This window comes from Streptomyces sp. NPDC004126, from assembly GCF_050275515.1.
Lineage (GTDB): Bacteria > Actinomycetota > Actinomycetes > Streptomycetales > Streptomycetaceae > Streptomyces.
In genome coordinates this window covers 155,162-180,913 of the sequence record NZ_JBNNPF010000004.1, presented here as the reverse complement: position 1 = coordinate 180,913, position 25,752 = coordinate 155,162, and the positions used below count along the sequence as shown (strand labels likewise).

General features: G+C 72.3%; 24 protein-coding genes and 3 tRNA genes. 7 read left to right on the top strand and 20 right to left on the bottom strand.

Annotated elements, in window-relative coordinates; all coding sequences use genetic code 11:
- The first annotated feature begins 118 nt into the window (after positions 1 to 118).
- A complete protein-coding gene (locus ACQKM2_RS06115; protein ID WP_427707080.1) occupies positions 119 to 1,042 on the top strand; it encodes an SMP-30/gluconolactonase/LRE family protein in 924 nt (307 codons plus the stop codon).
- A gap of 22 nt (positions 1,043 to 1,064) precedes the next feature.
- On the opposite strand, the gene ACQKM2_RS06110 is transcribed toward ACQKM2_RS06115, so the two are convergent.
- From ACQKM2_RS06110 to ACQKM2_RS06100, 3 genes are all read right to left on the bottom strand, one after another.
- A complete protein-coding gene (locus ACQKM2_RS06110) occupies positions 1,065 to 1,430 on the bottom strand; it encodes a PH domain-containing protein (protein ID WP_007265334.1) in 366 nt (121 codons plus the stop codon).
- A 178-nt stretch (positions 1,431 to 1,608) separates the two neighbouring features.
- Positions 1,609 to 1,681: transfer RNA gene (locus ACQKM2_RS06105), tRNA-Arg, on the bottom strand.
- Between the two features lie 335 nt (positions 1,682 to 2,016).
- Positions 2,017 to 2,107, bottom strand: a tRNA-Ser gene (locus tag ACQKM2_RS06100).
- 177 nt (positions 2,108 to 2,284) lie between these two features.
- Here ACQKM2_RS06100 and ACQKM2_RS06095 point away from each other — a divergent pair.
- The 3 genes from ACQKM2_RS06095 (at position 2,285) to ACQKM2_RS06085 (ending at position 6,650) form a co-directional block, all read left to right on the top strand.
- The gene (locus tag ACQKM2_RS06095; RefSeq protein WP_427707078.1) at positions 2,285 to 2,707 is read left to right on the top strand and encodes an SSI family serine proteinase inhibitor; all 423 of its coding nucleotides are present in this window, start codon (positions 2,285 to 2,287) and stop codon (positions 2,705 to 2,707) included.
- Positions 2,708 to 2,826: 119 nt separating this feature from the next.
- On the top strand, positions 2,827 to 6,060 hold the full coding sequence (locus tag ACQKM2_RS06090; protein WP_427707076.1) for a PAS domain-containing protein: 3,234 nt from the start codon (positions 2,827 to 2,829) through the stop codon (positions 6,058 to 6,060).
- 14 nt (positions 6,061 to 6,074) lie between these two features.
- Positions 6,075 to 6,650 (top strand): antibiotic biosynthesis monooxygenase, encoded by a 576-nt coding sequence (locus tag ACQKM2_RS06085; protein WP_125813447.1) that lies wholly within the window; start codon positions 6,075 to 6,077, stop codon positions 6,648 to 6,650.
- Positions 6,651 to 6,669: 19 nt separating this feature from the next.
- Here the strand turns inward: ACQKM2_RS06085 and ACQKM2_RS06080 are convergent, their stop codons facing one another.
- The 15 genes from ACQKM2_RS06080 to ACQKM2_RS06010 form a co-directional block, all read right to left on the bottom strand.
- Complete coding sequence (locus ACQKM2_RS06080) at positions 6,670 to 8,319, bottom strand: long-chain fatty acid--CoA ligase (protein WP_427707073.1); 1,650 nt, start codon at positions 8,317 to 8,319, stop codon at positions 6,670 to 6,672.
- Positions 8,320 to 8,507: 188 nt separating this feature from the next.
- Positions 8,508 to 9,041: a SigE family RNA polymerase sigma factor gene (locus ACQKM2_RS06075; RefSeq protein WP_427707071.1), complete on the bottom strand. Its 534-nt coding sequence runs from the start codon at positions 9,039 to 9,041 to the stop codon at positions 8,508 to 8,510.
- A 134-nt stretch (positions 9,042 to 9,175) separates the two neighbouring features.
- Entirely contained in the window at positions 9,176 to 10,342 is a 1,167-nt protein-coding gene (locus ACQKM2_RS06070) for a lipid-transfer protein (RefSeq protein ID WP_427707069.1), read from the bottom strand.
- Positions 10,339 to 10,728, bottom strand: a complete 390-nt coding sequence (locus ACQKM2_RS06065; RefSeq protein ID WP_427707067.1) for a MaoC family dehydratase — start codon at positions 10,726 to 10,728, stop codon at positions 10,339 to 10,341. Before ACQKM2_RS06065 ends, ACQKM2_RS06070 begins: the two co-directional genes overlap by 4 nt.
- Positions 10,725 to 11,822 (bottom strand): acyl-CoA dehydrogenase family protein, encoded by a 1,098-nt coding sequence (locus ACQKM2_RS06060; RefSeq protein ID WP_427707065.1) that lies wholly within the window; start codon positions 11,820 to 11,822, stop codon positions 10,725 to 10,727. Before ACQKM2_RS06060 ends, ACQKM2_RS06065 begins: the two co-directional genes overlap by 4 nt.
- A 1-nt stretch (position 11,823) precedes the next feature.
- Positions 11,824 to 12,738, bottom strand: coding sequence for a bifunctional MaoC family dehydratase N-terminal/OB-fold nucleic acid binding domain-containing protein (locus ACQKM2_RS06055; RefSeq protein WP_427707063.1), 915 nt, complete (start codon positions 12,736 to 12,738; stop codon positions 11,824 to 11,826).
- A complete protein-coding gene (locus tag ACQKM2_RS06050) occupies positions 12,735 to 13,886 on the bottom strand; it encodes an acyl-CoA dehydrogenase family protein (RefSeq protein WP_427707188.1) in 1,152 nt (383 codons plus the stop codon). The genes ACQKM2_RS06055 and ACQKM2_RS06050 overlap by 4 nt, the downstream gene beginning before the upstream one ends.
- A 209-nt stretch (positions 13,887 to 14,095) precedes the next feature.
- On the bottom strand, positions 14,096 to 14,407 hold the full coding sequence (locus ACQKM2_RS06045; protein ID WP_362456499.1) for a hypothetical protein: 312 nt from the start codon (positions 14,405 to 14,407) through the stop codon (positions 14,096 to 14,098).
- Between the two features lie 464 nt (positions 14,408 to 14,871).
- Positions 14,872 to 15,258: a DUF6344 domain-containing protein gene (locus ACQKM2_RS06040; RefSeq protein ID WP_427707061.1), complete on the bottom strand. Its 387-nt coding sequence runs from the start codon at positions 15,256 to 15,258 to the stop codon at positions 14,872 to 14,874.
- A 233-nt stretch (positions 15,259 to 15,491) separates the two neighbouring features.
- Positions 15,492 to 15,579: transfer RNA gene (locus ACQKM2_RS06035), tRNA-Ser, on the bottom strand.
- A gap of 60 nt (positions 15,580 to 15,639) precedes the next feature.
- Positions 15,640 to 16,587 (bottom strand): trypsin-like serine peptidase, encoded by a 948-nt coding sequence (locus ACQKM2_RS06030; RefSeq protein WP_427707059.1) that lies wholly within the window; start codon positions 16,585 to 16,587, stop codon positions 15,640 to 15,642.
- A 264-nt stretch (positions 16,588 to 16,851) separates the two neighbouring features.
- Complete coding sequence (locus ACQKM2_RS06025) at positions 16,852 to 17,898, bottom strand: YeiH family protein (RefSeq protein ID WP_427707057.1); 1,047 nt, start codon at positions 17,896 to 17,898, stop codon at positions 16,852 to 16,854.
- Positions 17,898 to 18,446: a cysteine dioxygenase gene (locus ACQKM2_RS06020; protein WP_427707055.1), complete on the bottom strand. Its 549-nt coding sequence runs from the start codon at positions 18,444 to 18,446 to the stop codon at positions 17,898 to 17,900. Before ACQKM2_RS06020 ends, ACQKM2_RS06025 begins: the two co-directional genes overlap by 1 nt.
- A 99-nt stretch (positions 18,447 to 18,545) precedes the next feature.
- Complete coding sequence (locus ACQKM2_RS06015) at positions 18,546 to 19,451, bottom strand: LysR family transcriptional regulator (protein WP_427707053.1); 906 nt, start codon at positions 19,449 to 19,451, stop codon at positions 18,546 to 18,548.
- A 125-nt stretch (positions 19,452 to 19,576) separates the two neighbouring features.
- On the bottom strand, positions 19,577 to 21,166 hold the full coding sequence (locus ACQKM2_RS06010) for a S1C family serine protease (protein ID WP_427707051.1): 1,590 nt from the start codon (positions 21,164 to 21,166) through the stop codon (positions 19,577 to 19,579).
- A gap of 290 nt (positions 21,167 to 21,456) precedes the next feature.
- Between ACQKM2_RS06010 and ACQKM2_RS06005 the strand changes: the two genes are divergently transcribed.
- The 3 genes from ACQKM2_RS06005 to ACQKM2_RS05995 all read left to right on the top strand — a co-directional run bounded on the left by ACQKM2_RS06005 (position 21,457) and on the right by ACQKM2_RS05995 (position 24,097).
- Positions 21,457 to 22,257 (top strand): glycerophosphodiester phosphodiesterase, encoded by an 801-nt coding sequence (locus ACQKM2_RS06005; protein ID WP_427707049.1) that lies wholly within the window; start codon positions 21,457 to 21,459, stop codon positions 22,255 to 22,257.
- 81 nt (positions 22,258 to 22,338) lie between these two features.
- Positions 22,339 to 22,956 (top strand): ATP-binding protein, encoded by a 618-nt coding sequence (locus ACQKM2_RS06000; protein ID WP_427707187.1) that lies wholly within the window; start codon positions 22,339 to 22,341, stop codon positions 22,954 to 22,956.
- Positions 22,957 to 23,122: 166 nt separating this feature from the next.
- Positions 23,123 to 24,097 carry a DUF5926 family protein gene (locus ACQKM2_RS05995; RefSeq protein WP_427707047.1) on the top strand — a complete coding sequence of 325 codons (975 nt, stop codon included), beginning with the start codon at positions 23,123 to 23,125 and terminating at the stop codon, positions 24,095 to 24,097.
- Between the two features lie 181 nt (positions 24,098 to 24,278).
- Here the strand turns inward: ACQKM2_RS05995 and ACQKM2_RS05990 are convergent, their stop codons facing one another.
- Both ACQKM2_RS05990 and ACQKM2_RS05985 read right to left on the bottom strand, forming a co-directional pair.
- On the bottom strand, positions 24,279 to 24,839 hold the full coding sequence (locus tag ACQKM2_RS05990) for a hypothetical protein (protein WP_427707045.1): 561 nt from the start codon (positions 24,837 to 24,839) through the stop codon (positions 24,279 to 24,281).
- 119 nt (positions 24,840 to 24,958) lie between these two features.
- Positions 24,959 to 25,687, bottom strand: coding sequence for a bifunctional DNA primase/polymerase (locus ACQKM2_RS05985; RefSeq protein ID WP_427707043.1), 729 nt, complete (start codon positions 25,685 to 25,687; stop codon positions 24,959 to 24,961).
- Between the last annotated feature and the right edge of the window lie 65 nt (positions 25,688 to 25,752).

Sequence of the window (25,752 nt, the reverse complement as noted above, 5' to 3'; positions counted from 1 at the left end):
GGCCCGTCGAGCCCCTTGGGCCGGTTGAGCCCGCCGGCTCTTGCGAAGACGGTACCTGATCCTGCAATCTCACCATCACACCGAACACAATTCGGAGCTTCACTCATCTGGGGGAATCATGTTGGGTATAGCTGACCTCACCTTGTACGAGATCCTGGACGAACGCTTCCGTACCGGCCGCTGCGCCAACGGAGACGCCCGCCTGGAACGGCTCTACGACGACTGCCGCTGGGCCGAAGGCCCCCTGTACCTGCCCGCCTGGCGCCAGCTCGTGTGGAGCGACATCCCCAACGACCGGATGCTGCGCTGGGACGAGGCAACCGGTGCGGTCTCCGTCTTCCGTTCCCCGGCCGGCCACTCCAACGGCAACACCCTCGACCGCGAAGGCCGCCTGATCACCTGTGAGCAGGGCAACCGGCGCGTCACCCGCACCGAACCCGACGGCAGCCTCACCGTCATCGCCGACCGCTACGACGGCAAGCGGCTCAACAGCCCCAACGACGCGGTGGTCCGCTCGGACGGGTCCGTCTGGTTCTCCGACCCGGACTTCGGGATCACCAACGACTACGAGGGCCGGCGGGCGCCGAGCGAGATCGGCGCCCGCAACCTCTACCGTGCCGACCCGGCCACCGGCGAGGTCCGCCTCGTCGCCGACGGCTTCCTCGGGCCGAACGGCCTGGTCTTCTCCCCCGACGAGAGCGAGCTGTACGCGGCCGACACCCGCGCCGGCCACATCCGAGTCTTCAAGGTCGGCGACGACGGCACCCTGAGCGGGGACCACGTCTTCACGGACTGCCCCTCGGTGGACAACATCCGCTTCGACGACGAGGGCCGGCTGTGGGCGGCCGCGATGGCGTCGGGCGTGCACTGCTACGCGGCGGACGGAGACCTCATCGGCCGCCTGCGCGTCCCGGAGCCCGTTTCGAACATCGCCTTCGGCGGCCCGAAGAACAACCGCCTCTTCATCACCGCCACCACCTCGCTCTACTCGCTGGTGCTCTCGGTGACCGGCCTCCCGCGCGTCCTGCCCGGCCGCCCCTGAGCCCCGCTCCGCCCGTGCCGGCCTAGCGCGCGACGAACTGCGTCAGGATCGCCTGCATCTCGTAGATGTCGACCCCCTTGGTGAAGGTCTTCTCGATCGGCGCCGGGCTGCCGGATATCCATATCTTGAGCTCGGCGTCGAGATCGAAGTGCCCGGCCGTCTCCACCGAGAAGTGCGTGATGCTCCGGTACGGGATGGAGTGGTACTCCACCTTCTTGCCCGTCAGCCCCTGCTTGTCGACGAAGACCAGCCGCCGGTCCGTGAACAGGATCGTGTCGCGCACCAGCAGGTACGCCGCGTAGACCTGCTCGCCGTTCCCCAGCAGGCGCGCGTAGTCCCGCTGCGCCGACGACGGGTCGACGGTGTGCGCGTTTCCGAAGAGTCCCATGAGAGCCCCCATCAAGGTTCGAACGATCTTCGAAAACCGTATCCGGGAGTCCGCGTGGTCCACGTCCCCCTCAGGAGCCATTCCACCCCTGAGCTCTCCCGGGGGACCCCTCCGCCTTGAGTACTGCCCGGACACACGAAAGAGGCCCTCAGGACTTCTCCTGAGGGCCTCTCGGCTGTGCACTCGGCAGGATTCGAACCTGCAACCTTCTGATCCGTAGTCAGATGCTCTATCCGTTAAGCTACGAGTGCTTGGGCTTCCCGGGTTTTTTTCGCCCCGTTGGCCTTGCGAGAACAACAATACATGGACCTCGCCGGGACGCGAAATCCATTAGCCACAACGCCCCTGACCTGCGGAAACACCCCGGAAGAAGATCGTCCGGTCGGATCCGCACAGGAGCGCCGGGCCCGGCGGGCTACCCACGGGAGCCCATCCGAAACCCCTCCAAGCCCTGAACGCGCCGGCCCACGCCTCCACCCGGTCCACGCACCCGCCCGGCGTCCGAACGCACCCCCGCGCCGGAACGCATCCGGCCTCCGAACGCACCGAAGCCCCGGTCCATCAGGACCGGGGCTTCGGTGAGGTGCGGAGGCGGAGGGATTTGAACCCTCGATGGGGTGTAAGCCCCAAACCGCATTAGCAGTGCGGCGCCATAGACCGGACTAGGCGACGCCTCCAGCACACCCCCGCGTACGAAGGTGCGTGCAGATGATGACACAGCCGCGGGGCCGCTCACCAATCCGCTCCCAACGGTACAAGGAGCCGGGGCCGCAGGGCAAAGGCTTAAGCACGCAACGTCCGAGCGGGAACGTCGTTGGTGAGGCGTACGACGTACGGACGACCTGGAGTGCCCCATGCTGCGTCTCGCCGCCTTCGCCGTCACCTCCGCCCTCGCCGCCGCGGCCGCCGGCCCCCTGCCGCCCCTGCCCCTCGGGCGCCTGCTGTCCTCACCCGACCGGCTCACCATCGAGATCTCCAAGAGCGGCAACCGCCTGGTCGACGGCACGCACCGGCTGGAGTGCCATCCCGCCGGCGGCGACCACCCCTTCGCCGAGGAGGCCTGCGCCCGCCTCGACGCGCTGGCCAAACAGGGCAAGGACCCCTTCGCCGAGCCGGAATCCAAGAACTGCTCGTTCCAGTACGGCGGGTCGGCCGTCGCCCGCGTCACGGGAACGTGGCGCGGCCAGAAGGTGGACACCACCTTCCAGCGCAGGAACGGCTGCGACATCGCCCGGTGGAAGAACCTGGAACCTGTGCTTCCGGGGGAGCATTCCTGACCTGGGACGATGCGGCGGATGCGCGTTTTACCCCGGCCATCCGCCACCTCACGGCAGGACGGTGCCCTTAGACTCCTCCCGTGACATGCCGGTAGTCGTGGTCAGGGAGGAAGCTCGTCGTGAGCAGCAGGCCATCCCGAGGCGCTGCTCGCCTCGCAGCAATACTCGACGCGCTCCCGGACGCGCTGTTGCTCGTCAACGCCAACGGCACGGTCGTCAACGCCAATTCGATCGCCCTCGAAGTCATGGAGAGCCCCGGTACCGGGCTCGTCGGCCGCGGGGTGCTCGACCTCCTGCCGGAGTTCGACTCCAAGCAGATCCCCGGCTCGATGCGCCGCCCCGGCGACCGCGAGGAGGGCCGCTCCAAGCCGAAGCGGATGACCGCGCGCCGCACCGACGGCAGCGAGTTCCCCGTCGAGGTCACCAGCGCCCACCTCGACGGCCGTGACGCCTACCGCGAGCCCCAGCCGTACACCGGCGACGAACTCCTGATGCTCGTCGTGCGGGACCTCTCCGAGACCGTGGACACCGAGGCCGAGCTGGCCCGCTCCCAGCGGCAGACCGAGATGATCCTGCGCGCCGCCGCCGAGGGCGTCGTCGGCACGGACACCGAGGGCCGCGTCGTCCTCGTCAACCCGGCCGCCGCGCAGATCCTCGGATACCGCGCCACCGACCTCGGCAACCGCGAGCTGCACGGGCTGATCCAGCACTCGCGCGCCGACGGCTCGCCCTTCCCCTTCGACGAGTCCCCGCTCGCCGACACCCTCCGCAGCGGGCGCAAGCACCGGGTCCGCGGCCAGGTGCTGTGGAACAAGGCCGGTCAGGCCGTCGCCGTCGACCTGACCACCTCCCCCGTACGGGACGGGGAACTGCTCGTCGGCGCGGTGATGACCTTCACCGACCGGCGCCAGTACGACGCCCTCGCCGCGCGCCACGCCCAGCTGCTGGCCGTCCTCGGGGACTCCCTGCGCGGCCCGCTGGAGGAACTGCGCGGGGAGCTGGCCACGCTGGCCGCCGACGACGGGGGCCAGCTGTGGCCCGAGGCCAACCAGCTGCTGCACCATCTCGCCGCCGGCTACTCGCGGATGACCACCCTCGTGGACAACGTGCTGGAGTACCAGCGCCTGGACGCGGGCAGCGACAAGCTCAAGAAGAAGAACGCCCTGATCAACACCGTCGTCGCGGCGGGTGTCGACGGCGCGGTCGAGCTGATCGGCCCCGGCCGGGTGCAGTTCGCCGTCCACGCCCCGACGATCGAGGCCGAGGTGGACGAGGGGCGGATCGCAGCCGCCCTCGCACACCTGATCGCGGACGTCGCCGGAGTGGACGCCACCGGCAAGACCGCCCAGGGCAGCGGGTACGGCGACTCCACCATCGTGGTGGCGGCGGCCCAGCGGGGCGACGTCGTACGGATCGAGGTGCGCGGCCCGTACGAGGGCGGCGACCCGGTGCACGAGCCGATCGTGCGGGGCATCGTCACCGCGCACGGCGGTGTCCTGCAGACGGTGGAGGTACCCGGCGCGCCCGGCGGGGCGTACGTGCTGGAGCTGCCGCTGGGTTCGGGTGCCGGGACGGTGACCCTGCCGGAGCCCGAGGAGCAGCCCGCACCGGAGCCCGAGGCCGCCCCGGCGACGGTCTCCGGCGGCCGGCGGGGCCGGCGCGGGGTGGACGCCTTCCTGGAGGACGAGACCTCCGGGCCCAGGAACTCCGAGGCACGCGAGGGCGGGGGCGCGCTGGCGCTGCCGTCCGGGCGGCGCCGGGCGGAGGGCGAAGCCCCCGCGCAGGGCGTCGTGGCCGGTCCGGCGGAGCTGGCCCAGTCCCCGGTGAACCCGGCGGGGCTCGGTACCGGGCGCCGGCGGGGCCGCGACGGTGACGACGCCCCGCACGACCGGCCCGTGCCGCCGCAGGGCACCGTCCTGCCCGCGCTGCCGCCCGTGCCGCCGGTGCCCCCGGTTCCGGTGACCGAGCACCCGGCGGGCCGCCGCAGGGCGCTGGGGCCGGCCGGGGCGGCCGCGCAGCCCGCCGGCCCGGTGCCGGCGACCGGGATCCCGGCGCCCGCCGCGCCGCGGCCCGTCGCCCCCGAGGGCGGCTTCGCCCTGCCGGCCGGACCCGCCGCGGGTTCCGGTTCCGCCGAGTCCGACGCCGAGGGCCCGGGCGGACGCCGTGGCCGGCGGGTGCTCGGCGCGCCCTCCGAGCCCGAGCCGCAGCAGCCCGCGGACGGTCCGGAGCCCGCACTCCCGACCGGGCGGCGGCGTGCGCTCCCCGCGACCCCCGCGTGGCCGGTGCCCGCCGCGCGCACCGCCCCCGAGGACGGCGAGACCCCCGGGCAGCCCTCCGTCCCCGGTGCCCGCCGGCCCGGTGAGGCGCCCGTGGGTGCGGGGCAGCCGATCAGCGTGCGCGCTCTGGGCACCCTGGGCCAGGGCATCGCCGTGGACCCTGGCGCCGCGGGCGCGGAGGGTTCCGGTTCCGGCCGGCGCCGCCGGCTCGCCGAACCCGCGCCCCAGGGGCGGGCCTTCGCCATAGGGGCTCCCGAAGCGGGCGCCGCCGAGGGCCCGGAGCCGCTGGACGGCCCCGGGGGAGCCGTCGAGGTGGTCAACCGGCCCGTACCGCAGCCGGTGGACGACGAGCTGCCGCCGGAGCCGCTGGACAACCCGCGCCGGCTCCTGGTGTGGCCGGCGCCCGACGCGCAGACGCAGCAGGCGCTGAGCGACCGCGGCTACCGCCCGGTGGTCGTGCACTCGCGCGAGGAGGTGGACGCGCAGATCGCGGCGTTCCCCGCCGCGCTGTTCGTCGACCCGCTGACCGGGCCGATCACCCGGACCGCCCTGCAGTCCCTGCGCCAGGCCGCAGTGGCCGCCGAGGTGCCCGTACTGGTGACGGCCGGGCTGGGGCAGGCCACGCGCGAGGCGGCGTACGGTGCCGATCCGGCCGTCCTGCTCAAGGCGCTCGCGGCGCGCGACAGCGAGCAGCACCCGTCCCGGGTCCTGCTGATCGAGGAGCACGACGAGATCGCCACCGCGCTGACCGCCGCGCTGGAACGGCGCGGCCTGCAGGTCGGCCGGGCGGGCGCGGACACCGACGCCGTGGAGCTGGCGAGCCGGATGCGGCCCAACCTGGTGGTCATGGACCTGATGCAGGTCCGTCGCCGGCGGGCCGGGATCGTGGACTGGCTGCGTGCCAACGGGCTGCTGAACCGCACTCCGCTGGTCGTCTACACGACCGCCGGGATCACTCCCGCCGACCTGCCGCGGCTGGCCTCGGGCGAGAGCGTGCTGTTCCTCGCCGAGCGGGCCACCACGGCCGATGTGCAGGGCCGCATCGTGGACTTGCTGGCCAAGATCGGGACCAACTAGCGATCCTGGGGCCCATGGCCATCACCGACACGTCCGAGCACACCGTTCCCGCCGACAACGGGGAGGTCAACCTCCTCATCGCCCGGCAGGTGGAGCCCGGCCACGAGGAGACCTTCGAGGCCTGGGCCCACGGGATCCTGGAGACGGCCGCCGCCTTCCCCGGGCACCTCGGGTACGGGCTGTTCCGGCCCGCCACCGAGGGCGGCCCGTGGTTCCTGGTGCACCGCTTCCGCGACCAGGCGGCCTTCCAGCGCTGGCAGGACTCCCCCGAGCGGGCCCAGTGGTTCTCGAACTGCCTGGGCCACCACCACACCGAGATAGCCCGGCGCGAACTGCACGGGATGGAGACCTGGTTCGCCAAGCCGGGTACGACCCGGCCCGCGCCGCCGCGATGGAAGATGGCCATCAGCTCGGGGCTGGCCATCTTCCCGATCTCGCTCGCGGGCAACGCGCTGCTCGGGCCGTACCTGGTGGACCTGCACTTCGTGGTGCGGACGGCCGCCTTCGCGGTGGTCTTCAGCACCCTGATGACCTACGTGGCCATGCCCGCGGTCAGCAGGCTGCTGCGGCCATGGCTCACGCGCGGCTGACGTCCCCGGGACCCGGGGCCTACGCGAGGGTGGTGACGTCGAGGGCGCCGTCCGCGTACTGCTTGCGGATCACCTTCTTGTCGAACTTGCCGACGCTGGTCTTCGGCACGGCCTCGACGATCGTCCAGCGCTCGGGGAGCTGCCACTTGGCGACGGAGCGGCCCAAGAAGGTGCGCAGGCCGTCGTAGTCCACCGTGGCGCCCTCCTTGAGGACGACGGTGGCCAGGGGGCGTTCGCCCCACTTCTCGTCCGGGACGGCGACGACCGCCGCTTCGGCCACCTCGGGGTGGGCCATCAGGGCGTTCTCCAGCTCGACGCTGGAGATCCACTCGCCGCCGGACTTGATGACGTCCTTGGCCCGGTCGGTGAGGGTGAGGAAGCCGTCGGCGCTGATCACGCCGACGTCCCCGGTCTTGAGCCAGCCGTCGGCGCTGAACTTGTCCTCGGGACGCAGGGCTTCGCCGGAGACGCCGTTGTAGTAGGAGGCGGCGATCCAGTTGCCGCGGACCTCCAGCTCGCCCGCCGACTCCCCGTCCCACGGCAGGACGTCGCCGGCCGGGCCGATGAGGCGGGCCTCGACGCCTGCGGGGAAGCGGCCCTGGGTGACCCGGTACGGCCACTCCTCCTGGGCGGTCAGCCCGGCCGGCGGGTGGGCCATGGTGCCCAGCGGGGAGGTCTCGGTCATGCCCCACGCGTGGCAGAGGCGGACGCCGAGCTTGTCGTAGGCCTCCATCAGGGCGGGCGGACAGGCGGCGCCGCCGATGGTGACCTGCTTCATCGAGGTGAGGTCGCGCGGCTTCGCGGTGACCTCGGCGAGCAGCCCCTGCCAGATGGTGGGGACGGCCGCGGCGTGCGTGGGCTTCTCCTTCTCGATCATCTCGGCGAGCGGCGCCGGCTGGAGGAACCGGTCCGGCATCAGCATGTTGATGCCGGTCATGAAGGTGGCGTGCGGCAGGCCCCAGGCGTTCACGTGGAACTGGGGCACCACGACCAGGGTGGTGTCGTGGTCGGTGAGGCCCATCGACTCGGTCATGTTGACCTGCATGGAGTGCAGGTAGATCGAGCGGTGGGAGTAGACGACGCCCTTGGGGTCCCCGGTGGTGCCGGAGGTGTAGCACATGGCCGCGGCCTGGCGCTCGTCCAGCTCGGGCCAGTCGTAGCGCTCGGGGCGGCCCGCGAGGAGCTCCTCGTACTCGTGGACCCGGACGGCCAGGCCGTCGAGCGCGGAGCGGTCGCCGATGCCCACGACCACGACGTGCTCGACCGTCGGCAGGTGCGGCAGCAGCGGTGCCAGCAGCGGCAGCAGGGTGCCGTTCACCAGCACGACCCGGTCCGCGGCGTGGTTGACGATGAAGACCAGCTGCTCCGGGGGCAGCCGCAGGTTGAGCGTGTGCAGGACCGCGCCCATGGACGGGATCGCGAAGTACGCCTCGACGTGCTCGGAGTTGTTCCACATGAGGGTCGCGACGCGTTCGTCCTGCTGGACCCCGAGCTCGTCACGCAACGCGTGCGCGAGCTGCGCACTGCGGACGCCGATCTCGGCGAAGCTGCGCCGATGCGGCTCGGCCTCGCCGGTCCAGGTCGTGACCTGGGACTTCCCGTGGATCGTCGACCCGTGGGCCAGGATCCGCGAGATCAGCAGCGGTACATCCTGCATGGTGCTCAGCAAAGCGTCCTCCCGGTGAGCGCTGCGGCGCTGCGGCGGCTGTCGGATGCTGCCGATTCTGCGCACGTACCGGTCGGCATGTCACTACCCGGGAGTACAAAGAGGCTGGCCCATCGCTGTCCGGGGCCGTTCCGTGGCCGATGTTTCACGTGAAACACGTGGGCCGGGACCGGAGCGGCACCGGCCGGCGTTCAGCGCACGGGGGTCAGCTCGGGGTCCTCGCGCAGCTTGACCAACGCCCGGGAGACGGCGCTCTTGACCGTGCCGATCGAGACTCCGAGCAGCTCGGCGGTCTGCGCCTCGCTCATGTCCTCGTAGTAGCGCAGGACGACCATGGCCCGCTGCCGGTCGGGCAGCCGGGTGACCGCACGCCACATCGCGTCGCGCAGCGCCTGTGCCTCGGCGGGGTCCGTTCCCGCCGGGGTCTCGCTCTCCGGGATCTCGTCACAGACGAACTCGTCGACCTTCCGCTTGCGCCACTGGGAGGTGCGGGTGTTGACCAGGGCCCGCCGGACGTAGCCGTCGAGGGCCCGGTGGTCCTCGATCCGGTCCCAGGCGACGTAGGTCTTCGCCAGGGCCGTCTGGAGCAGGTCCTCGGCGTCGCAGGGGTTGGCGGTCAGGGAGCGCGCGGTACGCAGGAGGACGGTGCCACGGGTCCGTACGTACGCCGAGAACGACGGGTACTGCGTCGGGTTCGCGGCGAGCGTGCACACAGGCGTGGTCATGGCTCCACGCTAGAAGCGGGAGGCCTTCCTGGGATCGGCCCCAGGTGCCGGAGCCGGGTCCCTCTCAGGTTGTACGGCCGGGCCGCGCCCCACCTCCTGAAGGTGGAGGACGCGGCCGGCCCCTGGGACCGGAGTCAGAGCCCGGCTCCCAGGATCAGGCCGGAGGTCGGCACCCCCGTACCGGCCGTGACCAGGACGTTTTCCGCCCCCGGGAGCTGGTTGACGGAGGAGCCGCGCACCTGGCGGACGGCTTCGGCGATGCCGTTCATGCCGTGCAGGTAGGCCTCCCCGAGCTGGCCCCCGTGGGTGTTGAGGGGGAGCGCCCCGGCCGCCGTGAAGTCCGCGGCCTCCCCCGGGCCGCAGAAGCCGAACGCCTCCAGCTGCATGAGGACGAACGGGGTGAAGTGGTCATAGAGGATGCCCACGTCGATGTCCGCGGGGCGCAGTCCGCTGGTGCGCCAGAGCTGGCGGGCGACCACGTCCATCTCCGGGAGGCCGGCGAGGCCGTCCCGGTAGAAGGAGGTCATCCCCTCCTGGCGGCGGCCCGCGCCCTGTGCGGCAGCGGTGATCACGGCGGGCTTCTGGCGGAGGTCCCGGGCCCGCTCGGCCGTGGTGACGACGAGGGCCTGGCCGCCGTCGGTCTCCTGGCAGCAGTCCAGCAGCCGCAGCGGCTCGACGATCCAGCGCGAGGCGGCGTGGTCGGCGAGGGTGATGGGCTTGCCGTGGAAGTACGCGGCGGGGTTGTTCGCCGCGTGCCTGCGGCCGGTGACGGCGACGTGGCCGAAGGCCTCGGGGGTCAGGTTGTAGGTGTGCAGGTAGCGCTGGGCGGCCATGGCCACCCAGGACGCGGGGGTGAGCAGGCCCCAGGGCAGGGACCAGCCGAGGGCGGCCCCTTCCGCGGAGGGTTCGCGCTGCTGGACGCCGGAGCCGAAGCGGCGGCCGGAGCGTTCGTTGAAGGCGCGGTAGCAGACCACGACCTCGGCCACCCCGGTGGCGACGGCGAGAGCGGCCTGCTGCACGGTGGCGCAGGCCGCGCCGCCGCCGTAGTGGATGCGGGAGAAGAAGGACAGCTCCCCGATGCCGGCCGCCTGGGCGACGGTGATCTCGGGGCTGGTGTCCATGGTGAAGGTGACCATGCCGTCGACGTCTGCGGGGGTGAGCCCGGCGTCGTCGAGGGCTGCGTGCACGGCCTCGACGGCGAGCTTGAGCTCGCTGCGGCCGGAGTCCTTGGAGAACTCGGTCGCGCCGATGCCGGCGATGGCGGCCCGGCCGCCGAGGTCGTCGCGGGTGCGGACGCTCATGTGGCGGCCCCCAGGGTGACGGTCACGGTGCCCGTGACGTGGTGGCCGATGCGGTTGGCCCCGACGACCCGGATCTCGATGGTGTCCCCGTCGACGGCGGTGACCGTGCCCGTGAGCGTCATCGTGTCGCCCGGGTAGTTCGGGGCGCCGAGGCGGATCGCGACCTTGCGCAGGACCGCGCGCGGGCCCAGGTGGTCGGTGATGTACCGGCCGACCAGGCCGTTGGTGGTCAGGATGTTCATGAAGACGTCCGGGGAGCCCTTCGCGCGGGCGAGCTCCGCGTCGTGGTGCACGTCCTGGTAGTCGCGGGAGGCGATCGCCCCCGCCACGATCAGGGTGCGGGTGACCGGGATCTCCAGCGGCGGCAGCACGTCGCCGACGTTCATGCGTGTTCCCCCTCGGACATGGGGGCTTCCCCCTCGGACATGGGGGCTTCCCCCTCGGACATGGGGGCTTCCCCCTCGGATATGAGGGCGCCCAGTTCGGCCAGCAGCTCGCTGCCGCAGCCCAGGTAGGCGTCCAGCTGGCGGCCCCACAGGAAGTGCCGGTGGACGGGGTGGTCCAGGTCGGCGCCCATCCCGCCGTGCAGGTGCTGGCCCGCGTGGACGACCCGCTTGCCCGCTTCGGAGGCCCACCAGGCCGCCGTGAGCGCGTGGTCCCGGGCCGGGAGTCCTTCGTCGACGCGCCAGGCCGCCTCGTACGCGGTGACCCGGATCGCCTCCGTGTCCATGTACGCGTCGGCCGCGCGGAGCATGACGGCCTGGTTCGTGGACAGCGGCCGGCCGAACTGCTCGCGGGTGGAGGTGTACTCCACGGCCCGGGCCAGCGATCCCGCGCAGACCCCCGCCTGCAGTCCGGCGAAGGCGGTCCGGGCGGCGCCGAGCACCTGGCCGTAGACCTCCGGGCCGCCGAGCCGCTCAGCCCGCGCCCCGTCCAGGGTGAGGCTCCCCGACGCCCAGGGCGCGGTGGTCTCCACCGGACGGACGGCTGCTCCGGGCGCGTCGGTCCGTACGAGCCACAGGGTCCGGCCGGTGTCGGGGACCAGGACGTGCGTGGCGTCGCGGAGCCAGGGCACGGTGGGGGCGGTGCCGGTGAGGAGGCCGTCGGGGGTGGCGGTGAACCGGCCGCGCTCGGGGAAGGCGCCGGTGGCCACGGCCTCGCCGGAGCCGAGGGCGGGCAGCAGCCGGTCGCGCTGCTCGGGGCTGCCGTGCGCGGCCACCGGCAGGACGCCGTACACACAGGTGGCGGCGTACGGGACCTGGGCGGTGGTGCGGCCCTGCTCCTCCAGCAGCAGCACCAGGCCGAGCAGGCCGACGTCCTCGACGGCGGAGACCAGCCCGGCGGAGGTCAGGGCCTTCCAGAGTTCGGCGTCGCTGCTGGTGCCGGCGGCCGCGAGCCGTTCGTGGGTGGCGAGGTCGCGGAAGATCCGCGCCGCGAGGCCGGCCGCGGCGTCCTGCTCCTCGGTGGGGTGGAAGTCCATGTCAGCCCGCCTCCCCTCGGAAAACGGGGAGTTCGAGGGTGTCGTCGACGCGCAGGAACTCCAGCCGGACCGGCATGCCGATGCGGACCTTGTCGTAGGGGACGCCGGTGATGTTGCTGATGATCCGGACGCCCTCGGCCAGCTCGACCAGGGCCACCGCGTACGGCGGGTCGAAGGCGGGGAAGGGCGGGTGGTGCATGACGACGTACGAGAAGACCGTGCCGGCGCCGCTCGCCTCGACGGTGTCCCAGTCGGGGGAGGAGCAGGCGTTGCATCCGGGCAGCCAGGGGAAGCGCAGGGTCGCGCAGGCGGTGCAGCGCTGGATCAGCAGCCTGTGCTCGCGGACCCCGTCCCAGAAGCCCTGGTTGTCGCGGTTGATCACCGGGCGCGGCCTGGGCGGGGCCGCCGGGCGGCTCTCGGGCCGGGCGGCAGGGGCGTACTTCAGGATGCGGAAGCGGTGGGTGCCGGCGAGTTCGCCGTTCGCCCGGACGTCCATGCGTGTGGTGACGAAGTGACCGGTGCCCAGCTTGGTCGTCTTGCGCGGCGAGACCGACTCGATCACGGCGTCGAAGCTCACTTCATCGCCCGGGCGCAGTGGGCGCAGGTGCTCCTGTTCGCAGTCGGTGGCGACCACGGAGGTGCAGCCGGCGCCGTCGAGGAGCTCGAACAGCTCGTCGTAGGCGGAGGAGCGGTCGGTGTGGCCGGAGAGGCCGCCCATCGTCCAGGCCTGGAGCATGGTGGGCGGGGCGATCGCGCCGGGTCCGGTGTAGGCGGGGTTGGTGTCGCCCATCGCCTCGCACCAGTGGCGGATCATCGGCTCGTTGACCGCGTCCTTGGCCCGGCCCGCGGTGGCGGCGGGCCGCCCCTCGAAGGCCTTGAGCCTCTCGTGGAACGGGTCGCTCTCCCCGGCGGTCATCGCTTCCTCCCCTTCATTCCGAGCCGCATCATGGCGACGATCTCGCGTTGGACCTCGCTGACCCCGCCGCCGAAGGTGTTGATCTGGGCGGCCCGGTTCATCCGTTCCAGCTCGCCGCCGGCGAAGGCGTCCGGACCGCGTACGAGGGCCTCCTCGCCCACCGCCTCCTGGCAGATCCGGTAGACCTCGACGGTGGACTCGGTGCCGAGGAACTTCACTCCGCTGGCGTCGCCGGGGGCCAGGGTGCCCGCTCCCACGTCCTGGACGAGGCGCCAGTTGAGGAGGCGTACGGCGGCCAGCCGGGCGTGGGCCTCGGCGAGCCGGGAGCGCACCCAGGGGCGGTCGGCGGGGCGGTCGCCGGTGGCGGGGTCCGGGGTGTGTGCGTGGCGCAGGGCCCGCTCGTAGAAGTCCTCTGCCTGCATGCCGATGGCGGCGAGGGCGACGCGTTCGTGGTTGAGCTGGTTGGTGATCAGGCCCCAGCCGCCGTGCTCGGGGCCGACGAGGTTGCCCTCGGGGACCCTGATGGCGTCGTAGTACGTCGCGGTGGTGGTGAGGCCGCCGACGGTCTCGATCGGGGTCCAGGCGAAGCCGGGGCTGTCGGTGGGCACCAGGATGATCGAGATGCCCTTGTGCTTGGGGGCCGCCGGGTCGGTGCGGCAGGCCAGCCAGATCCAGTCGGCGTTCTGGGCGTTCGAGGTGAAGATCTTCTGTCCGTCGATCACCCAGTCCCCGCCGTCGCGGACGGCCCTGGTGCGCAGCGAGGCCAGGTCGGTTCCGGCTTCGGGCTCCGAGTAGCCGATGGCGAAGACGATCTCGCCGCGGAGGATCCGGGGGAGGAAGTAGTCCTTCTGCCGCTGGGTGCCGTACTTCATGAGGGTGGGGCCGACGGTGTTGAGGGTGACCATGGAGACGGGGGCGCCGGCCCGGTAGGCCTCGTCGAAGAAGACGAACTGCTCGTCGGGACCGCGGCCCTGGCCGCCGTACTCGACGGGCCAGCCGAGGCCGAGCAGGCCGTCGGCGCCGATCCGCCGCAGCAGTGCGCGCTGGGCGTCCGGGTCCTCGGGGACCCCGTCGGGGAGCAGGTCGCGGAAGTACTCGCGCAGTTCGGCGCGCAGTCGCGCCTGGCCTTCGGACGGGGCGAGGTGCACGGCGCTGGCCTCCCGGCATCGCATCGGACGAGTCAAACTGACTGTCCGTCAGATTCGCCGTGGATGTCAAGGTCGGGAGGGAGGGAGCGGGGAGGGGAAGGGGAAGGGGGAGGAAGGCCGGACACGCAGAAGGGCGCCCGCGCTACCGGACCCCAGCCGGTCCGGTCGCACGGGCGCCCTCAGCGGTCAAGCGGCTCCAGGAGCGCCGCCTACCACCACGGGAAGAAGTTCACCGCGACGTTGGAGTTGGCCTGGTGGATCGCCGTGTACGCGGAGCCGTTGACCTGCGCGGTGTTGTTCTGGTTCGACGCTCCGGAGCCGGTGGCCACCTGCTGCGAGGTGGAGGAGTTGCCGCTGTTGCTGCCGCCCACACCGCTGCCCACGATGCTCGCGACGCTCGCATTCGATCCGTCGTTCGCGAAGGAGCCGTTGTCGGCCGCGGCCACCCCTCCGAAGACGGCGACGGCGAGGGGCAGCGAGGCGACGGCGGCGATGACGCGGGCGGTACGGATGCTTGCCATGTCTGATTTTCCTCCAGGAAACCGAAGTCGGGTGTACTCCAAGGCAGTTGGCCGACCGCCTCGGTCGTTCGTGCTGCTGACGACGTCGCGAGACCAGAGTTGCCCACCGAATCCCCGGCGAACCACCCCGCAGCCTGCTATTCCCCCGCAAGCATGACCAACTACGGATAAACCCCGTTCACGCCCCTGCCGCCCCACGCGGCGCACCCGCATCGCACGGAGGCCTACGCGCGCAAGAGGCGAACCGTTCCGTCAAACCGGTCGGCCCCGGGCATGCCGAAAAGGGCCGCACCGTCCGGGAACCCCACCGTCTCCCGGCCCTGCGACCCTGCGGTACCAAGCTTCACGCCCCCCGCGCGCCCCGGACGAACGCCGGTGCGACCCCCTGTGCCCCGTCCCCGGGGGCACTGCGCGGCGCGCCTGCGCCGCATCCTGCCGTTCCTGCTGCTGGTGGTGTGCTCCCGCTATGCGGCGAGGTCGAGCCGGTCCCGATCCGCACGGGAGGCGAGGACGGCGTCGGTTCCCAGGGCCGCGGCAGGGCTGAGGAGCGCATCGGGGGCGAGGGCCGCGGCGGTGGTCGAGCGCCGGACGGACGGGGCCTTTCCGTGGGCCTCGGCCCGGATCCGCTGCTTGATCGTCGGCGGGAGCGAACCGCCCCGCATCACCGCCCGCCAGGTCCGCCGCGCCACCACGGCCGGGCGACGGCGCACCGCCGGCGCCACCGGACCGGCGACCACCTCACCCGCGGCCTCCGGGGCCGCCGCCTTCCCACCGAGGCCGAGGGCGGCCAGGAGCGCCACGAGCGCGGCGAGGACGGTGGTCCAGATCGAGGTGACGCTGCGGTGGGTCATGACGAGCCCCTCATTTCGCGATGTTCCGACGGGCGGATCTGCATACATTCGTCATGATGTGACCGCAACCGCACGACCCCCGCCACGCGCGCCGATCTTCTGACAAACACCACCCGGAAGGCGTAGAGCCCCTGCCGCCGGCCCCGGTGGCACCGGACCGGCGCCCCGCACACACGGAGAAGGGGCGCCCCGCGATCGGGGCGCCCCTTCCGGTCAGCGCGTGCGCTGAGGTGTGGCGGTGGGTGTGGGATTTGAACCCACGGTGACTCGCGCCACGACGGTTTTCAAGACCGTTCCCTTAGGCCGCTCGGGCAACCCACCTGGCCGGTACAGAGTACCGGGATGTCGGGGTGGGTGGGGTGGGAGTTGCGGTCGGCCGGGTCAGGAGGTCTGGGCCTTGTCGTAGGCCACCTTGGCCTCGTTGCCGAAGTACGGCCCGAACATCGTGTTGGGCAGGAAGTTGTAGCCGAAGCTGTTCACCGAGACTTGGGTGCCGAGGCCCGTGGACTCGTTGAAGTCCTGGAACCAGGGGCCGCCGCTGGAGCCGCCCGTCATGTTGCAGGCCATGCTGTGGTCCTTGGTCAGCAGGAAGTCCTTGCCCGTGTTGGCGCTGCAGTAGACGAGCTTGGTGCCGTCGTACGGAGCCGCCGCGGGGAAGCCGAAGGAGTACATCCGCTTGTTGTAGCCGCCGTTGAACAAGATCCCCTGCGCCCCGACGACCTGGCTGAGCTTCTGGCCGTTCAGCGGGGCGACGACGGCGAGCCCCACGTCCGTGTTCATGTCCTCGCTCGCCGCCCACTGGTCGGTGGCGAAGGTCTTGACCGCCGACCACTGGCCGTACGGGGCATTGCCGTTGTCGTACGCCGGCACGAAGATCCAGTTGGTGTGCCAGGCGCCCTGGTACTTCACGCAGTGGCCGGCCGTGATGACCGTGCTGCCGTTCTGGCTGGTGACCGAGTCGCCCGAGCAGGAGGCCGTGCGGCCCTGGAAGGTGAAGAACACCCGGCCCGAGGTCTTCACCACGGCCCCGCCGCCCGTCCAGGCGCCGCCCGCCTGCGGGAACGCCATGACGGACGTGGGGGAGGTCGGGGGCACCCGGGTGGGGAGGGCCGCCTTCGCGGGCGCCGTACGCGCGCCGCCAGGGGCCGCCTCCAGGTCGAGCGGGGTGGCCTGGCGCATCCGCTCGGCGGTCCAGAAGCCGGGGGTCTGCCCGGGCCGGAACGAGGAGGGCGGCTCGGCCGCCGCCGAAGGGGAGGCCGCCGTCAGGGCCCCCGCGAGCAGGGCGCCCGCTGCCAGGAGGACGGACACCGCCGTGCGATGACGATTCACGCAGGACTCCTTCTGCCGTGCCCGTGCCGGAATGACCCGGGCAGGGGTGGGGGTGAAGAGCTGTCGGTGCGGATCGGCTGTTCGGCTTGCGGGGGCAGAGTCGCACGGGGGCCCGGAGATGTCAGGGGGCAGTCCGGACGTTCGGTCGGTTCCGGCCAGGAAATGGCCAACTCGCCTTGTGCCTAACCGTCATGTGGTCGGCCGTCATCCGGCCGCCCGTCATGCGGTCGGCCGTCAGGTGGTCGGCCGTCAGGTGGTCGGCCGTCAGGTGGTTACGAGGACGCCCGCGTAGGAGACCCCCGCCACCACCACCCAGGCTCCGAGTCCGAGCAGTGCGGCCCGCCCTCCGGTGCGGGCCAGGGTCGGCAGGTGGACCGCGCTGCCCAGCCCGAACAGGGCCGCCGCCAGCAGACCCTCCTGCGCCGTGTGCGCCCAGTCCAGTGCCACCCCGGGCAGCAGGCCGGTGGCTCGCAGCGCGGCCGCCGCCAGGAACCCGGCGACGAACAGCGGCACCGGAGCCGGACGCCGCCCCGAAGCGGTGCGTACGCCGCGCCGCCGGGCCCGCATCGAGAAGGCCACCGCCGCCACCAGCGGGGCCAGCAGGGCCACCCGCATCAGCTTGACCAGCACCGCCTCGCCGAGCGCCCCCGGGCCCGCGGTCTGGGCCGTCGCCACCACCTGGCCCACGTCGTGGACGCTCGCCCCCACCCACCGCCCGAAGGCCGGGTCCGAGAGCCCCAACGGGTCCTGGAGGAGCGGGAGTACCGCGATGGCCAGCGTCCCGCACAGGGTGACCAGTGCCACCGAGGCGGCCACGTCCTCCTCGTCGCTGCCCGAGACCTCGCTCACCGCGCCGATGGCCGAGGCACCGCAGATCGAGTACCCGGTGGCGATCAGCAGGGGCTGGTCCCCCGGCAGGCCGAGGCGGCGGCCCAGCCAGACCGTGCCGAAGAAGGTGGCGGCGACCACGGCGCACACCATCGCCACCGTCGCCCAGCCGAGGCGGAGCACCTGGTCCAGCCCGAGGCCGAGGCCCAGCAGGACGATGCCGATGCGCATCAGCCGCCGCCCGGCCAGCGACAGACCCGGGCGGGCCGGTCCGCGCACGACGGTCCGTACGCCGGGGAGGTGGGCCACGGCGATCCCGAGCACCACCGAGGCGGTCAGCATCGGCACGCCCGGCACCAGCCGGTGCACGCCCCATGCCACCAGCACGCCGACGGCAGCCATCCCCAATCCGGGCCAGGGAGAGGGTGTTTCACGTGAAACATGGCGGACCGCCTCGCTCTGGGGGCGGTGGAGGAGGGCCATCAGTCGACGGGGAGCGTGTAGACGCGGCGGATGCTGGTGCCCAGGCGGGAGACGTCGGCCCCGTAGACGTGGATCGATATCGCGGTGCCGGTACAGGAGTTGCGCACTTTGTGGATGTCCCCGGGCGGCGCGAAGCCGCAGACCTCGCCCTGGGCGTTGACCACGTCCTCGGTGGCCACCAGACGGGCGGCGTCAGGGCCCGGGGCGAGGCGGTAACGGCGCTCGCTCTCCTCGCCCTGGTGCACGCCCGCCACGCACCACGAGACGTGGTCGTGGATGCAGGTCTCCTGGCCGGGCAGCCAGACCAGGGCCACGACCGAGAAGCTGCCGTCGGGCTCCGCGTGCAGGATGTGCTGCCGGTAGTGCTCCGGGTCGCCCTCCTGCTGCTCCGCGGTCAGCAGGTCGGCCGCGCCCAGGTGCGGGGCGAGCCGTTCGCCGACCAGGTAGGAGGTCAGGTCGGGGGCCAGGCCCCGGTCCACGACGCTGCGGATCTCGGTGACGAGGGCGGCCATCCTCGTGGTCGTACGGGCCGGCGTGGTGGTGGTCATACAAGCAGCGTCGGACGGCACATCCATCACGTCCAACGACAGTTATGACCTGAAATCCCAAGCAGTGCTTATGGATTGAGGACTGCTGGAGTCATCGGATCAGCAGCCGACGCGGTTCGCGGCGACCCTCTTCAGCTCGTCCAGCACCACGGCGGTGGCCGGGACCCGCAGGTGGTCCCGGTAGACGTACGCGGCGATGTGGCGGCGGGCGGCAGGCTCCAGGACCCGTCCGCAGACCCGGCTGAGAGAGAGCGAGGGCAGCACCAGAGCGGGCATCATCGCCACGCCCAGACCCTGTGCGACCAGGCTCTGGACCACCAGGTTGTCGTCGGTCGCGAAGCGGATGTCGGGTACGAAACCCAGTTCCGCGCACTCGTGCAGCAGGTTCGCCCGGCAGCGCGGACAGCCCGCGATCCACCGTTCCTCGGCGAGGTCGGCGAGGTGCACGGCCCGGCGCCGGGCCAGCGGGTGGCCCGTCGGCAGCAGCACCGTGAGCTGGTCCTCCAGCAGCCTGACCTCGGCGACCTCCTCCGGGATCTCCTCGTGCAGGCCCGGGTAGGTGAAGGCGAGGGTGATGTCGCACTCGCCGCGCTGGAGCCTGCGCAGGGACTCCGGCGGCTCGCCCTCCAGCAGCTCGACCTGGACTCCGGGATGATCTTTGGCCAGCCCGCTGAGGGCTTCCGGGACGAGCGTGACATTGGCGCTGGGGAATCCGCAGACCCGTACGCGCCCGGTGCGCAGCCGCGTGTACGCCTTCAGCTGGGCCTCGGCGGCGGAGAGGCTCCCGAGGATGGACTCGGCGTGCCGGGCCAGGGACTCACCGGCCTCGGTGAGCTTCATACGGCGGCCGACGCGGGTGAACAGCGGCGTGCCGACGGCGCGTTCGAGCGCCTTCATCTGCTGGGTGATCGCGGGCTGGGTGTAGCCCAGCACGCGGGCGGCCGCCGAGTACGAGCCCGCCGCGACCACTTCATGGAATGTCCGTATGTGCCGTGAATCGAACACGAGCGAAGCATAAGCAGATGTTGGGAGGGGCCGTAGGCGGAATCCCGCCCACGGCCCCTCCCATCAAGCCACTGTCGAGCGCCTGTTCACCCCGGCACCCGCGGCCCGCCCGCGCTCGGGCGCGGCTACTTGTCGCCGACGCGCGAGCCGAGCGTGATGTCGACGGTGGTCGGCTTGCCCCCGCGCAGGTAGGTCAGCTTCACCGTGTCGCCCGGCTTGTACGTCCAGATCAGGCTGATCAGGGTCGGGCCGCTGTCGACCTGCTTGCCGCCGAACTCGGTGATGAGGTCTCCGGGCTTGAGGCCCGCCTTGCCGGCCGGGCCGTTGGGGTCGACCAGCTCGTTGGCGGGGGCTCCCTGTTCGGAGATCTTGGCGCCGTCCACCTTGGCCTGGAGGTCCACGGAGACGGAGATCACCGGGTAGACCGGCTTGCCCGTCTTGATCAGGGACTCGGCGACGTTCTTGGCCTGGTTGATCGGGATGGCGAAGCCGAGGCCGATGGAGCCGGCCTGACCGCCGCCGCCGAAGCCGCCGCCCCCGCCCGCGGACTGGATGGCCGAATTGATGCCGATGACCGCGCCGCGGCCGTCGATGAGCGGGCCGCCGGAGTTGCCGGGGTTGATGGAGGCGTCCGTCTGGAGGGCGCTCATGTACGAGTTCTTGCCGCCGGAGCCGTCACCGGAGGCCACCGGACGGTTCTTGGCGCTGACGATGCCGGTGGTGACCGTGTTGGACAGGCCGAAGGGGGCGCCGATCGCGATGGTCGGGTCGCCGACCGCGACCTTGTCGGAGTCACCCAGGGGCAGCGGCTTGAGGCCCGCGGGCGGGTTCTTCAGCTTGATCACCGCGACGTCGTAGCCCTGGGCCCGGCCCATCACCTCGGCCTCGTACTTCTTGCCGTCGGAGAAGGTCGCGGAGAGCTTGCCGCCGTTCGCGGCGGAGGCCACCACGTGGTTGTTGGTGAGGATGTGGCCCTCTTGGTCGTAGACGAAGCCGGTGCCGGTGCCGCCCTCGCCGTCGCCGGCCGAGGCCTCGATGGTGACGACGCTGGGCAGGGCGGTCGCGGCGAGGCCCGCGACGGAGCCGGCGTCGCGCTTGAGGTCCTTGGGGGTGTTGCCCGCGGTGATGGTCGTGGATCCGAAGCCGCCGCCGCTGTTGCGCTCGGCCGCCCAGTAGCCGACGCCGCCGCCGACGCCGCCCGCGAGCAGGGCCGCCACCAGGACGGCCGCGACCATGCCGCCCTTGCCCTTCGGCTTGGGCGGCGGAGTGCCGTCGGGGGTCAGGGGGGCGCCCCAGGCGCCTCCGCCGTGGCCGCCCTGACCGCCGTACGCGGGGACCGCGGGCGGCGGCGGGGGCCACGCCTCGGCGCCGTACGCCGTGTGCGCGGCGGGGGCCGGGGGCTGCGCCGGGTCCTGGGCGTGGGCCTGCGTCTGGTCGTATCCGTAGGCCGGGGGCGCGGCGGGCGGCGCCGCCGGGGCGGGGGGCAGCTGCTGGGTCTGCTCGGCACCCTGCGCGGGGGCCGGGGCCGGGGCCGGAGCCTGGACCGGCGCGGCCGGGGCCTCGGGCTCGCCGGGCGCGTGCTCCTGGTCGGCCGGCGCCGCGGCGGGCGCGGCCGGGGCCTTCGTCAGGTCAGGGGTGGAGGCGGCCGGCGCGGGGGGTACGGACGGGGCCGCGGGGGGCGTCGGGGCCGCGGTGCCCTCGTTCTCGGTGCTCACAGCGCTCTCTCCTCGTCACACACGGCTTACAGGCTTACACGGCTGCACAGGCTCTGGGTGTCTCAGCTACTGGGCATATCAGGCGAAACCGTCCCGACACCCACCTGGCATCGGTCCGACTGAACGTTCGAGGTGCCGTACAAGTTCCAGGACGAAGCCTTTCCCATGGCCCGTCAGGGCACTGTAAGCCGGACCTGTGCATCTCCCCCCATTCTTTATATCCGACATATCAGACGCATCCACAGGACTCACCCCGACGCGCGAGGCCTCCTCGATGGCACCATGACCGGGTGACCCACGCATTGCCGAGCCCCATCCAGGTCGTCGCCCACCGCGGCGCCTCGGAGGACGCCCCCGAGCACACCCTGGCCGCGTACCGGAAAGCCATCGAGGACGGCGCCGACGCCCTCGAATGCGACATCCGGCTGACCGCCGACGGACACCTGGTCCTGGTCCACGACCGTCGCGTGAACCGCACCTCGAACGGCCGCGGCGCGGTCTCGGCCCTGGAGCTCGCCGAGCTCGCCGCCCTCGACTTCGGCTCCTGGAAGGACCGAGAGGAGTCCCCCGACTGGGACGCGGACCCCGAACGCACCTCCGTCCTGACCCTGGAACGACTGCTGGAGCTGGTGTCCGACGCCGGCCGGCCCGTCCAGCTGGCGATCGAGACGAAGCACCCCACCCGCTGGGCCGGACAGGTGGAGGAACGCCTCCTCTTCCTCCTCAAGCGCTTCGGGCTGGACGCCCCGCCCGCCGCCGGGCCCCACCCGGTCCGGGTCATGAGCTTTTCCGCCCGCTCCCTGCACCGGGTCCGGGCGGCCGCGCCGACGGTCCCGACCGTGTACCTGATGCAGTTCATCTCTCCCCGGATGCGCGACGGGCGGCTGCCCGCGGGCGTCCGCATCGCCGGCCCGGCGATGCGGATCGTGCGCAACCACCCCGGCTTCATCCGCAAGCTCCAGGCCGCCGGCCACTCCGTGCACGTATGGACGGTGAACTCTCCCGAAGATGTTCAGCTATGCGCTGATCTGGGTGTAGAAGCGATCATCACGAACAGGCCACGTCAGGTTCTGTCACAACTCGGACGCTGACGTCCCCATTTGCCCACCCGTCACGCACGCCCCGTGCGTGACAGGGAGTGCACCGGCGCATCCGCTCCGCATCCGACGGTCATGAATGCGTCAGAACGGTGCCAGAGGGCCTCGTCAGGGCGGTTTCCGGTCCAGGCCAGTGGGGCATCCAGACCATGGCGTGGGGCTAAGGAGGTTCCGGGGGTGGCGTTGGTGATGGCACAGGAAGTGCCCACGTCGTCGTGCATGGACATACGCCATGGTCCTGCGGGCGTGGGCGAGGCAAGGCGCCGGATGCGCGAACAGCTGCGCATGAGCGGCCTGTCCGAATCGGTCGTGGACGATGCCGTACTGATCCTTTCCGAACTGCTCAGCAATGCCTGCCGGCACGGCCGGCCGCTGGGCCGCCACGAGATCGGAGACGGGGAGATACGCGCCGCGTGGCGCGTCGACGCCGCGGGGCGGCTGACGGTCGAGGTCACGGACGGCGGCGGCCCCACCCGCCCGATCCCGGCCACGCCTTCGGTCACCGCGCACGGCGGCCGGGGGCTGAACATCATCAGCGCCCTGGCCCAGGACTGGGGTGTCCGGGACGGAGCGGCGGGTGAGGTCACCGTCTGGGTGATCGTCGCCCGGGGGCCCCGGCACGAGGATTTCGCTACGCGCGTCACCGCCCCGGCGATGGACTTCGCATCGGCCTTCGACGACCTGGATTGCTGAAGCGGGCCCGCCCGCACGACCAGTAGCACCGGCCATCCGCACAGGCGGCCGTCCGGGAGCGCACGCCGACCGTGCTCCCGGCCGCACCCCACCGGTTCCGGCGGTACGAACGGCTAGGCTCGCGCCCAGAGACACCGCCGTACCGCCGCAACCGGGAGACACCCAGATGGCCAAGAAGCGCCCCGCCGCGAAGACCGCGAAGCCCCAGCTCGAGAACGGGGAGATCCCGGTCGTCGGCGCGCGCGAGCCCTGCCCCTGCGGTTCCGGGCGCCGCTACAAGGCCTGCCACGGCGCGGCCGCCTCGCACGCCGCGACCGAGCACGTGCAGCGTCCGTTCGAGGGACTGCCGGGCGAGTGCGACTGGGTGGCGCTGCGCGAGCTCGTCCCCGCGGCCACCATCCCGCTCGCCCTCAAGGACGGCCTGCCCGAGGGCGTCCCGTCCGTCACGCTGGTGACCGTACTCCCCATGGCCTGGCCCGCCCTGCGGCGCGAGGACGGCTCGGTCCTGCTCGGCCTCCAGAACGACTCGACCAGCGGCGACCTGGCCCGCGACATGGCCGACACCCTGGAGCGCGCGCTCGTCGCCGAGCCCGGCACCCCGGTCCCGGCCCGCCGCGTGCCGGCCGAGGGTCCCCGACTTCAGGATCTCCTCGCCCTGGACGGCGTTTTCGAGCCGGTTGTGCACACGGGCTTCGAATTCTGGATTCCGGAGGCGGAAAACGCCCAGAACGCCTCCCCGGAGATCGCCGCCTCGCTGGAACGCGCCAACGCCGCCGCCATCCCGACCGTCAAGCTGACGGGCGTGGACGCGGCCTACTGGTGCGAGACCCCGGACAAGAACCACCTGCGCTGGGTCATGCCGCACCCCGAGGAGAAGCTGCTCGACGCCCTCGCGCGGCTGCACGCGGCGGGCACCTCCTCCCTCGGTGAGGGCACCAAACTCGTCGGCTCCTTCCGCGCCCACGGCCTCGTCGTCCCGGTCTGGGACCTGCCGACCGGGGTCACCGCGGAAGACGTGGAGAAGCCGGCCGCCGAGTTCGCGGAGCGGCTGGCCGCGGCCCTGTCCGCCGACGCCCCGCTGACCGCCGAGGAGCGCCGGGCGCGCGGCGGGCTCACCAACCGCCAGATCACGCTCAGCTGACGGACGGACACGCACGGGTCCGGTGACTCGGGTCACAACTCCCGCTAATCGCCTGCAAATCGATGTCTGAATATCAGAGATCGAATTTGCGAACAGGCGATCTCTTGTTACCGTTCTTGTAGCCCGGTCGCTGGTGCATCCCCCGTCGCCAGCGACCGGGCCCTTGTCTTTCCGGTGGCGCTCAACCTTCGCCGGGGCCCGGTGAGTTGCTCCCGGACCTCAGCAGCAGCCGCCCTTCCTCATCCGGAACTGCAAACTCCGCTACGGCCGAGTAGTCCTCCGGTGCCCCCACCGAGTCGCCCCGGGGGGTCTCACAGAGCCCCGGCTCGTCCCCCGCACCCACCGCGCAGCGGATCTGCACCGTCCGTCCGGCCGGACCCATCACGGTCAGCACGGCGTCCAGCGCGCGCCCGCTGGTGTTGCGGTAGTAGCTGCGGCCCCAGGTCTGCCCCGCGCTCTCCAGGACGCAGGTCTGCGCCTCCAGCCCCTGCGGAGCGGAGAGTTCGGGTCCGCACCGCGAGTCGGTGCGCGGCTGTTCGGCAGGTCCCGGCCGTGCCGACTGCCCGGCGGGCCGCGCCCCGCCGGGCGCGCCGGAAGCGTGGGAAAGGCCCAGCGAGGAGAGCAACCCCCCGCCTTTTCCGTCACCCTGACCGGCGAAATCCGGCCCGGCGATCGCTCCGGCCAGGGGAAGCGACAGGATGATCAGCACACCGGCGCCGATACCGATCAGGCGGAGATTCATTCGCCGAAGATAGCGACGCGGGAAAGGGGCGCGGAGATCCCCGCGCCCAATTCCCTTGGAAACCCGTCGCGCTGGCACCCGTACGAGTGATGCGGAGGCCCGACGGCTCCGCCTGACGTTCAGTACGCGAGCCGGCTGCCGCCGCCCGGCGCGTCACTGCTCGCCTCGACGAGCGCGTCCACGACCGTCTCGACCTCCGGCAGCCACAGCCCGTCGGGGCCGGGCTCCGCGGCGGGCTCCCGCTCCCAGCGGACCTGCCCGCCGCCGCTGGCCGTGGACGGCGGCAGCAGCAGGTAGCCGCCCTCACCGTGGAAGCGCAGCGAGGAGGGTACGTGGTCCTTGGCGTAGAGGAGTTCGCCGAGCCGTTCCAGCGAGTACGGGGCCACCAGCAGGGACCAGCGGGTGGGGGTGGCGACGACCGGGCCGAGCCGCATGCCCTGCGCCTCCAGGCGACCGACGGCCCGCGCGGCCGCACCGGCCGGCAGGCTCACCGCGCACGGCGCCTTCCCGCCGGTGGCCAGCAGTACCGGGGCGGCCGGCCGCCGGGCCCACCACCAGGCCACCATCCGGGCGTCGGTCGTGGCGGCGAGCAGCCCGGGGTCGAAGGGATGCGCGCCGGGTACCACGCAGTCGGGGTCGGGGCAGGCGCACCGCGTGCTGTCGGCGCCGGCCCGGCCCACGCCCGGGAGAACGGGCCAGTTCCAGACGCCGACGCAGGTCAGCGCCCCGTCGAGGAGGGAGGCGGCCGCCGCGCCGTCCGTACCCGCCGGGGCCGGGCGGGAGGCGGCCCGCTGGAATTTCAAGCGATCGCGGAGCCGCTGGAGACGCCTTCCGAGGATCTCGCGCATGAGCGCTCGTTCCTTTCCGTTGAACGCCGAAGGGCCACATCACACCATGTAACCGGTGTTTCACC